The organism is Polaromonas sp. AER18D-145 (genome assembly GCF_002379095.1).
In the GTDB taxonomy this organism is placed as follows: Bacteria; Pseudomonadota; Gammaproteobacteria; order Burkholderiales; family Burkholderiaceae_C; genus Polaromonas.
Genome location: NZ_NBZV01000114.1, coordinates 1 through 1,276 on the forward strand (window position 1 = coordinate 1; position 1,276 = coordinate 1,276).

Below are 1,276 nucleotides of genomic sequence, written 5' to 3' on the forward strand. Positions count from 1 at the left end.
GAGATTGTGGACAGCGTCAAACGCGTGACCGACATCATGGCCGAGATCATGGCGGCCAGCCAGGAGCAGAGCTCAGGCATCGAGCAGATCAACCAGGCGATCACGCAGATGGACCAGGTGACGCAGCAAAACGCGGCGCTGGTGGAAGAAGCCGCTGCGGCAGCGTCCTCGCTGCAGGAGCAGGCCAGCGGGCTCAGTCAGGTGGTCAGTGTGTTCAGGTTGGAAGGCGGGCAGATGGCGTCCGCACAAAGGCCTGCGCGCGCGGTGTTGTCCCCTCTGGCCCGCTCCTTTTCCAAGCAAACAATTTTTACTGATATTGCACAGGAGCCAACATGAACATCAAGAATTTTAAAATCGGTACCCGTCTGGGGATGGGCTTCGCGGTGGTTCTCCTTTTTCTGGGCGTGATTGCCGGTCTCGGCGTATGGCGACTCCAGAGCGTCGGCCATGCCACCGCGGCGATGGCCAGTGAGGCGCTGCTCAAGGAGCGTCTCGCCGCCGAATGGCTGGTGGCTACGAGTACCAACAGTGTCCGGACATTCGCGCTGGTCAAAAGTACGGATTCGGATGACCAGAAGTACTTCCAGAAAAGCATCGCCGCAACCAGTCTGAACATCACCGGAATTTCCAAAAAACTGCTGGATATGCTGGATACAGCAGAAGAAAAAAAGCTGTATGAAGACAGCATGCTCAAGAGAACCGCGTATATCGGGTTTCGCACGGCAGCCTTGAAACTGAAAGCGGATGGACAGCCTGCACAGGCGGTGGAGCTGGTTGACGGAAAACTGGTGCCGGCCCTGGACGCCTACGATGCGAGCATCAAGGCCATGTTGTCTCAACAGAAGGCCAACATTGACCAGACCGTGAGCTCGATTGACTTGTTGTATCGCTCCGGCCGCTTCATGCTGATCTCCCTGGCGCTGGTGGCCCTGGCCTTGGGTGGCCTGCTTTCCTGGTGGCTGACGGTCGGCATTACCCGTCCTCTGGATCGCGCCCTCCAGGTGGCAGAAACGGTTGCCGCCGGCAACCTGACCAGCCAGATTGAAGTGACAAGCAAGGACGAAACCGGCCAGCTCATGCAGGCGCTGAAAGACATGAACGACAGCCTGTCCAAGGTGGTCGGCGAAGTCCGCAGCGGCACCGACACGATAGCGACAGCGTCCAGCCAGATTGCCGCCGGCAACCACGACCTGTCGTCCCGGACCGAAGAGCAGGCCAGCTCCCTGGAAGAGACCGCAGCGTCGATGGAAGAGCTGACCAGCACCGTCAAACAGAA

Annotated in this window: 2 protein-coding genes; both read left to right on the forward strand. The window is 59.0% G+C overall.

Features of this window, described 5'->3' with window-relative positions:
• On the forward strand, nucleotides 1-336 hold a 336-nt coding region (locus B7G52_RS23085), incomplete at its 5' end, for a methyl-accepting chemotaxis protein (RefSeq protein WP_371329064.1).
• Nucleotides 333-1,276, forward strand: a 944-nt coding sequence (locus B7G52_RS23090) for a methyl-accepting chemotaxis protein (protein WP_205853112.1), incomplete at its 3' end; no start/stop codon positions are given. The genes B7G52_RS23085 and B7G52_RS23090, both read left to right, overlap by 4 nt.